This window comes from Cellulomonas massiliensis JC225 (genome assembly GCF_000312005.1).
GTDB lineage: Bacteria > Actinomycetota > Actinomycetes > Actinomycetales > Cellulomonadaceae > Cellulomonas > Cellulomonas massiliensis.
This window is the reverse complement of sequence record NZ_HE978588.1, coordinates 850,689-858,483: the sequence shown is the minus strand read 5'-3', so window position 1 is coordinate 858,483 and position 7,795 is coordinate 850,689. Positions and strand designations below refer to the sequence as shown.

At 74.1% G+C, this 7,795-nt stretch carries 6 protein-coding genes; 1 reads left to right on the top strand and 5 read right to left on the bottom strand.

Going from position 1 to position 7,795, the window contains the following annotated elements; all coding sequences use genetic code 11:
- Positions 1-104 precede the first annotated feature (104 nt).
- Positions 105-656, bottom strand: a complete 552-nt coding sequence (locus HGCM_RS04060; protein ID WP_019135606.1) for an NUDIX hydrolase — start codon at positions 654-656, stop codon at positions 105-107.
- Between the two features lie 33 nt (positions 657-689).
- Between HGCM_RS04060 and HGCM_RS04055 the strand changes: the two genes are divergently transcribed.
- Positions 690-2,204 (top strand): CCA tRNA nucleotidyltransferase, encoded by a 1,515-nt coding sequence (locus HGCM_RS04055; protein ID WP_051016026.1) that lies wholly within the window; start codon positions 690-692, stop codon positions 2,202-2,204.
- 16 nt (positions 2,205-2,220) lie between these two features.
- On the opposite strand, the gene HGCM_RS04050 is transcribed toward HGCM_RS04055, so the two are convergent.
- From HGCM_RS04050 to HGCM_RS04035, 4 genes are all read right to left on the bottom strand, one after another.
- Positions 2,221-3,915, bottom strand: coding sequence for a SpoIIE family protein phosphatase (locus HGCM_RS04050; RefSeq protein WP_019135604.1), 1,695 nt, complete (start codon positions 3,913-3,915; stop codon positions 2,221-2,223).
- Complete coding sequence (locus HGCM_RS04045; protein WP_019135603.1) at positions 3,912-5,222, bottom strand: MFS transporter; 1,311 nt, start codon at positions 5,220-5,222, stop codon at positions 3,912-3,914. The genes HGCM_RS04050 and HGCM_RS04045 overlap by 4 nt, the downstream gene beginning before the upstream one ends.
- A 374-nt stretch (positions 5,223-5,596) precedes the next feature.
- Positions 5,597-6,691 carry an inositol-3-phosphate synthase gene (locus tag HGCM_RS04040; RefSeq protein ID WP_019135602.1) on the bottom strand — a complete coding sequence of 365 codons (1,095 nt, stop codon included), beginning with the start codon at positions 6,689-6,691 and terminating at the stop codon, positions 5,597-5,599.
- Entirely contained in the window at positions 6,688-7,335 is a 648-nt protein-coding gene (locus tag HGCM_RS04035) for a PadR family transcriptional regulator (protein ID WP_019135601.1), read from the bottom strand. The genes HGCM_RS04040 and HGCM_RS04035 overlap by 4 nt, the downstream gene beginning before the upstream one ends.
- Positions 7,336-7,795 lie beyond the last annotated feature (460 nt).

Sequence of the window (7,795 nt, the reverse complement as noted above, 5' to 3'; positions counted from 1 at the left end):
CGACCCCGCGTCGGCGACCGGGGGAGCGGTGCAGCCCGCCGCGAGCCCGGCCGCGAGGACGAGTCCCGCGGCGGTCGCGAGGAGCGACCGCCGAGCCGTGCCGGTCATGCGTCGCCGAGGAGAACGACGAGCGCGGCCTCGGCCAGCCGTCGCTCGTTGGGGTACGCCAGGCGCTGCTGCAGCTCCGCCACGGGGACCCACTGCGCGTCCTCCGCCTCGCCGTCCGGGTCGCCCTCGACCGTGAGGAAGCCGCCCGTGGCGCCGATGAGGAAGTGGTGCACGACCTTGTGCACGCGGCGGTCGTCGCCGCTGAACCAGTAGTCGATGACGCCGAGCCGGCGCAGCACCTGGCCGCGGATGCCGGTCTCCTCGAAGACCTCCCGCTCCGCGGCCTGCTCGGGCGTCTCGTCGCCCTCGAGGTGGCCCTTCGGCAGGCACCACTCGAGCCGGCCGGCACGGTTGCGCCGCGCGATGACGGCGGCGACGTAGACGCCGTCGTGCTGCGTGACGACGAGCCCTCCGGCCGACGTCTCGTCGACGACGGGCAGCGCGCTGGGCGCGCGCGGGGCGGGCTTGCGGACCTCGATCCGCAGGGCGTGACCGCCCGGTGGCGCCGGGACCCCCCGCGACGGGGAGCGGTGCGCCGGGGTGGACATGCGAGCCACTGTAACGACTGCCGATCTGGAAGGATGGGACGAGTGCCCGCCACCGAGAACTCCCGTCCGACCGGCGACGCGTCCGCGGCGGCCGGCCTGCACGCGCTGCGGCGGCGGGCGCTGGCGTCGATCGCGGAGCTCGCGTCCGACGCCGTCGAGCTGGGCGAGCTGTTCCGCGCCGCCGGTCACGAGCTCGCGATCGTGGGCGGCCCGGTGCGTGACGCGTTCCTCGGCCGGACGAGCAACGACCTCGACCTGACGACCTCGGCGACGCCCGACGAGACCGAGGCGCTGCTGCGGCAGTGGGGCGACGCGACCTGGGACATCGGGCGCGAGTTCGGCACCATCGGCGCGCGGCGGTTCGCCGGCCGCCGCGGTGCGCCCGCGGACGTCGTCGTCGAGGTCACCACGTACCGCACCGACGCCTACGACCCGTCGTCGCGCAAGCCCGAGGTCGTCTTCGGCGACTCGCTCGAGGGTGACCTGTCGCGACGCGACTTCACGGTGAACGCGATGGCCGTCCGCGTCCCCGACCTCACCTTCGTCGACCCGTTCGACGGGCTCGCGGACCTCGCGCGGGGCGTGCTGCGGACGCCGGTGGAGGCGCGTCGGTCGTTCGACGACGACCCGCTGCGGATGATGCGCGCCGCGCGGTTCGCCGCCCAGCTGGGCTTCGCGGTCGACGACGAGGCGCGCGCCGCGATCGTCGCGATGTCCGAGCGCATCGCGATCGTCTCGGCCGAGCGCGTGCGCGACGAGCTGTCGAAGCTCCTCCTCTCGGCCCAGCCCCGTCGGGGCCTCGAGGTCCTCGTCGACACCGGGCTGGCGGCGCACGTCCTGCCGGAGCTCCCGGCGCTGCGGCTCGAGATCGACGAGCACCACCGCCACAAGGACGTGTACGAGCACTCGCTCACCGTGCTGGACAAGGCGATCGCGCTCGAGACGGGTCCTGACGGCGCCGTCCCCGGGCCGGACCTCGTCCTGCGCCTCGCCGCGCTCCTGCACGACATCGGCAAGCCCCGCACCCGCCGGTTCGAGCCCGGCGGCGGCGTGAGCTTCCACCACCACGAGATGGTCGGGGCGAAGCTCGTCGCGAAGCGCCTCAAGGAGCTGCGCTACGACAAGGCGACGGTGCAGGCGGTCAGCCGCCTGACGGAGCTGCACCTGCGGTTCCACGGGTACGGCGACGGCGAGTGGACCGACTCGGCGGTGCGGCGCTACGTCACGGACGCCGGGCCGCTCCTCGAGCGCCTGCACCGGCTCACCCGCTCCGACTGCACCACCCGGAACGTGCGCAAGGCGCGTCGGCTGTCGGAGGCGTACGACGACCTCGAGGCGCGCATCGCCCGCCTGAAGGAGCAGGAGGAGCTGGACGCGGTGCGTCCGGACCTGGACGGCACGGAGATCATGGAGATCCTCGGCATCCCGCCGGGCCGCGAGGTCGGTGCGGCGTACCGGTACCTGCTCGAGCTGCGCATGGAGCGCGGGCCGCTCGGCCCCGACGCCGCCCGCGAGGAGCTCCTCGCCTGGTGGTCGGCGCGCTCCTGAGCGAGCGCGGGCGCGGTCAGCCCGCCGGCCGCACGACCAGGAGGCACACGTCGTCCTCCTGGTGGCTGCCGGCGAGGGCGGCGACGAGCTCGTCGCGCACCGCCTTGGCGTCCGCCCCGGCCGGGACGCCCGCCAGCCGCTCGGCGAGCACGGCCACGCCCTCGCGCAGCCCGCGGTCCCGCCGCTCGACGAGGCCGTCGGTGTAGAGCACCAGGGTCGCGCCGGCCGGTACGCGCACCTGGAGCTCCGCCTCGTCGGCGGTCCGCCCCACGGGGTCCGCGATGCCGAGCGGGGTCCGCAGCGCCCCTTCGAGCAGGAGCACCTCGCCGTGGGGCAGCCGGAGCATGCCGGGCGGGTGCCCCGCGCGCGCGTACGTCAGCCGCGCGCCGTCGCCGTCCGGCTCCCAGCGCGCGAAGACGCACGTCGCGATGCCGGCGATGTCGAGACCGCGCACCACCTCGTCCACCCGGGCGAGCACCCGCGCCGGGCCCTCGCCGTCCCACGCGGCCGCCCGCAGCAGCGAGCGCAGCTGACCCATCGTGGCCGCCGCCCGCAGGTCGTGGCCGACCACGTCGCCGACCGCCAGCCCGATCGAGCCGTCCCGCACGCGCAGCACGTCGAACCAGTCGCCGCCGATCTCCGCCTGCCGCGCGGACGGCACGTACGTGGCCGCGACGTCGAGCCCGGCCAGCGGCGGGATCTCCGGCAGGAGGCTGTGCTGCAGCGTGATCGCCGCCTCGCGCTCGGCGAGGAACAGGCGCACGTTGTCGAGTGCCAGGCCGGCGCGGCGGCCGAGGTGCGCGGCGGTCACGACGGCCTCGGCCCCGAACGCGTCGAGGCTCTCGTGCACCAGCGCGAGCGCCCCGATCACCCGGTCCCGCGCCCGCAGCGGCACGACGAGGGCGCTGCCGAGCCCGAGGCGCTGGAGCACGTCGAGCTGCTCCGGCGTCGTGCGCGCCGGGAGGCCGGTCACGTCGATCGCGTACGGCGTCGGCATGAACCCCGGAGGGCTGTGGAGCGCCTCCTGCATCCTCGGGGACCGGCTCAGCCAGCCCGTGTCGAGCGTCTGCAGCGCCCGGGCCGCCGCCCGCCGCTCGTCGTCGCCGGTCGTCACGTGCAGGTGCTCGACGCGGCCCCGTTCGTCCGTGACGACGACGTACCCCCACGTCGCGAGCGCCGGCACCGCCACGTCCGCCAGCGCCCGGACCGCCTCGGCGTAGTCGAGGTGCGTCGCCAGCTCGTCCGAGACGCGCGCGAGCAGGTCGAGCCGCGCGGTGGTCGCCTGCGCGAGCGCGAGCTGCGTGTCGCGCTCCCGCTCGGCGTGCACGCGGTCGGAGACGTCCGCCTGGATGCCGACGTGGTGGGTGATCCGCCCGTCCGCGTCGCGGACCGGCGACGCCACCACCTGGTTCCAGAACGGCGTGCCGTCGCGGCGGTAGTTGAGCAGCACGGCGGCGCCGGTGCGGCCGGCCTGCAGCTCGCCGAGCAGGCCGCGCGCGGCGCCGCGGTCGGTGCCCGGGCCCTGCAGGAACCGGCAGTTGCGGCCGAGGGCGTCCTGCGCCGAGTAGCCGGTCAGGCGCGTGAACGCCGCGTTGACCCAGACGAGCGGGTCGTCCGGCAGCCGCGGGTCCGAGACGGTGAACGGCAGGTCGCTGTGCGTGATCGCGTGCCAGGGCAGGTCGGCGCCCAGGTCCGGGGGCTCGAGGCTCACGACCGCGCCACCGCCGGGACGCGGACGGCCTCGGGGACGCGCCGGGCCGCGGTGCCGTAGACGACCGCCGCCGCGAGGTAGCCCGCCGCGAGGACGGCGAACAGGCCGCGCGACCAGCCCGTATCGGGCAGCGTGAGCGCGCCGAGGGCGGCGGCCCCGACGAACGCGGCGTTGTAGAGCACGTCGTACAGGGCGAACGCGCGGCCGCGGTAGGCGTCGTCGGTGTCCCGCTGGACGATCGTGTCGACCGCGATCTTGGCGCCCTGGGCCGCGAGCCCCAGCGCGGCGGAGGCGACCAGCACCGGGACGAGCTCGACGGTGACGACGAGCACCAGCTGGCTCGCCGTCGCCAGCAGCAGGCACAGGACGATCCACGCGTGCGGGCCGGTGCGGGGGGAGAGCACCGGTGTCAGCACGACCGCCAGCGCGAAGCCGACGGCCGCAGCGCCCAGGATCGTCGCGAAGGTGCGCAGCCCCTCGCCCGCGTCCGCCGGGTCCGAGAGCAGGTTGCGCGCGATGAGGATGCTCGCGATGAAGACCGCGCCGTAGAGGAACCGGTGCACGGCCATCACGGCCAGCGCGCGGGCGGGGGTGCGGCGGGCGACGAGGTAGCGCGCGCCGTCGACGAGCCCGTGCCCCAGCGCGCCGAGGGCGGCGCGCAGCTGCGCGGCGTCCGCGCGCTGCTCCGGCCCGAGGCGGTCACGGCCGAGCCGCGTGGCGAGCGCGGAGGCCGCGGCCATCACGAGCGCCGCGACCAGGAGCGCCGCGGCGTCCTTGCCGCGCCCGGGCGGGAGGACGAGCCCGAGGACGACCCCGATGCCGCCGCCGACGCCCGCGGCGGCCGCGCCGAGCGTCGGCGTCAGCGAGTTGGCCGTCAGCAGCAGCGGACCGTCGACGACCCGCGGCAGCGACGCCGACAGCGCCGCGAGCAGGAACCGGTTGATCGAGAGGTTGACGAGCGCGAGCACGTAGACCGCCGGGCCCACGCCCTGCGTCAGCATCACCGTGGCGATCGCCAGCGTCAGGCCGACCCGCACCAGGTTGCCGACGAGCAGCACCTGGCGGCGGCGCCAGCGGTCGAGCAGGACGCCCGCCCACGGGCCGACGATCGTGAACGGCAGCAGCAGCACGGCGAACGCCGACGCGACCCCGGTCGCGGTGCTGGCGTTCTCGGGGGAGAAGAAGAACAGCGTCGCGAGCCCCACCTGGAACATGCCGTCCGCGGACTGCGAGACGAGCCGCACGGCGAACAGCCGGCGGAAGTCCCGCAGCGGCCACAGCGCCTTGAGGTCGTCGATCACCTGCACGGGCACATCCTCGCACCCGGGGGACCCGGGACCTGGGTAGGGGGAGTGGGCGGCGTCAGCCGTCACTGACAGGCATGAACGCCCGCTGGTGGTCGGCGTGGTGTGCTACCCCGCCGACCCTCCGTTCCGCTACGGCCGAGGCCCCCGGCGCATCGCACCGGGGGCCTCGACCTTCGCTGCACTTCAGGTCAGCGCCATTCCTGGCGGTCGCGCTGACCTTGCGTTCCGCTACGGGCGAGTGCCTGGCTTCGCTCGGCCCTCACCCTGCGCTGCACTCCAGGTCAGCGCTCGACCTCGCGGTCGCGCTGACCTTGCGTTCCGCTACGGGCGAGTGCCTCGCTTCGCTCGGCCCTCACCCTGCGCTGCACTCCAGGTCAGCGCTCGACCTCGCCGCGGATGAAGGACTCCAGCTGGGCGCGGCCCTTCTGGTCCTCCATCTGCACCGGCGGGGACTTCATGAAGTACGTCGACGCCGACAGGATCGGGCCACCGATGCCGCGGTCCTTCGCGATCTTCGCCGCACGGAGCGCGTCGATGATGATGCCGGCCGAGTTGGGGGAGTCCCAGACCTCGAGCTTGTACTCCAGGTTCAGCGGGACCTCGCCGAACGCGCGGCCCTCGAGGCGCACGTACGCCCACTTGCGGTCGTCGAGCCACGCGACGTAGTCCGACGGGCCGATGTGGACGTTGCGGTCCTCCTTCTTGCCGGCCAGCGGGCCGTCGTCGATGTTGGAGGTCACGGCCTGCGTCTTCGACAGCTTCTTGGACTCCAGGCGCTCGCGCTCGAGCATGTTCTTGAAGTCCATGTTGCCGCCGACGTTCAGCTGGTACGTGCGGTCCAGGATGACGCCGCGGTCCTCGAACAGGCGGGCGAGCACGCGGTGTGTGATGGTCGCGCCGACCTGCGACTTGATGTCGTCGCCGACGATCGGCACACCGGCCGCCTCGAACTTCGCGGCCCACTCCGGGTCGGACGCGATGAACACCGGCAGGGCGTTGACGAAGGCGACACCCGCGTCGATCGCGCACTGCGCGTAGTACTTGGCGGCCGCCTCCGAGCCCACGGGGAGGTAGCAGATGAGGACGTCGGCCTGCGTCTCGCGCAGCGTGGCGACGACGTCGACCGGCTCGGCGTCCGACTCCTCGATGGTGGCCGAGTAGTACTTGCCCAGGCCGTCGAGCGTGTGACCGCGCGAGACCGTCACGCCGAGCGGCGGGACGTCGGCGATCTTGATGGTGTTGTTCTCCGACGCGACGATCGCCTCGGACAGGTCGAAGCCGACCTTCTTCGCGTCGACGTCGAACGCCGCCACGAACTCGATGTCCTTGACGTGGTAGTCGCCGAACTGGACGTGCATGAGGCCCGGGACCTTGGTGTCCGGGGCGGCGTCGGCGTAGAAGTGGACGCCCTGCACGAGCGACGCGGCGCAGTTGCCGACGCCGACGATGGCGACGCGGATGGAGGTCATCCTCGCTCCTTCTCGGTGGTGGTCGCCTCCGGAGTCGTGCCGTCGGCGTTCTGGTCGGTGTCGGCCGTGCGGCCGGCACCCGGTGCGGTCCGGGCGCGGCGGGCGCCGCGCTCGTTGTCGATGAGGCCGTCGAGCCACTTGACCTCGCGCTCGACCTGCTCGAGGCCGTGGCGCTGCAGCTCGAGGGTGTACTCGTCCATGCGCTCGCGGGTGCGGGCGAAGGACTGACGGACGGTCTCGAGGCGCTCCGTCAGGCGGGTGCGTCGGCCCTCGAGGATCCGCAGCCTCGTCTCGGCGTCGGTCTGCCCGAAGAAGGCGAACCGGACGTCGAAGTTCTCGTCCTCCCAGGAGGTCGGTCCGGACGACGCGAGCACCTGCTGGAGGTGCTCCTTGCCGTCCGCCGTGAGCTGGTAGACGATGCGGGCGCGCCGGGTGGCCCCGGTGTGCCCGTCCGTCGACTCGGCGCCGCTGATCCAGCCACGCTCGACGAGCGACTTCAGGCAGGGGTACAGCGAGCCGTACGACAGGGCCCGGAACGACCCGAGCACCAGGTTCAGCCGCTTGCGCAGCTCGTACCCGTGCATGGGCGACTCGTGGAGCAGGCCGAGGATGGCCGGCTCGAGCACGTCGGAACGTCCGCGCACCACGACCTCCTCACCTCGTCCGGGACCCTTCGCCGTGCGACGATCACGTCGACGACGATTGCGATGTATCAACTCGATACATCAACGGAGTATGTCGAGTCGACGTCTCGGACACAAGCGACAGCCGCCGTCCGTGACCGGCGCCACATCCCGGACGGTCTGTCGGGGCAGGTGGGAGCGTCCGCCGGGCGGCGCGTGCCGATCATGTGAAGGGTCCGGGCGCGGGGCCGTGGTCCCTGGCACCCGGCCCAGGATGGTCGTCCATACTGACCGTCGGCGTCCTGCGCGCTCGTCGACCCCCGACCCGTGCGCCCGCCCTCCCCGTCGTCGTCAGGAAGGCCCTCCCGCCTTGGCAGGCTCCAGCTCGCGCCCCCCGCGCCGCGCGGCCCGGCCGGCGTCGTCCACCCCGCGGTCCGCGACCTCGGGCTCCCGGACGGCCTCGTCGGGCTCGTCGTCGCGC

Excerpts from the sequence above, each read along its gene's own strand:
- HGCM_RS04040 (WP_019135602.1), bottom strand. The coding sequence starts at position 6,691 with ATGACCTCCATCCGCGTCGCCATCGTCGGCGTCGGCAACTGCGCCGCG.
- HGCM_RS04055 (WP_051016026.1), top strand. The coding sequence starts at position 690 with ATGGGACGAGTGCCCGCCACCGAGAACTCCCGTCCGACCGGCGACGCG.
- HGCM_RS04060 (WP_019135606.1), bottom strand. The coding sequence starts at position 656 with ATGTCCACCCCGGCGCACCGCTCCCCGTCGCGGGGGGTCCCGGCGCCA.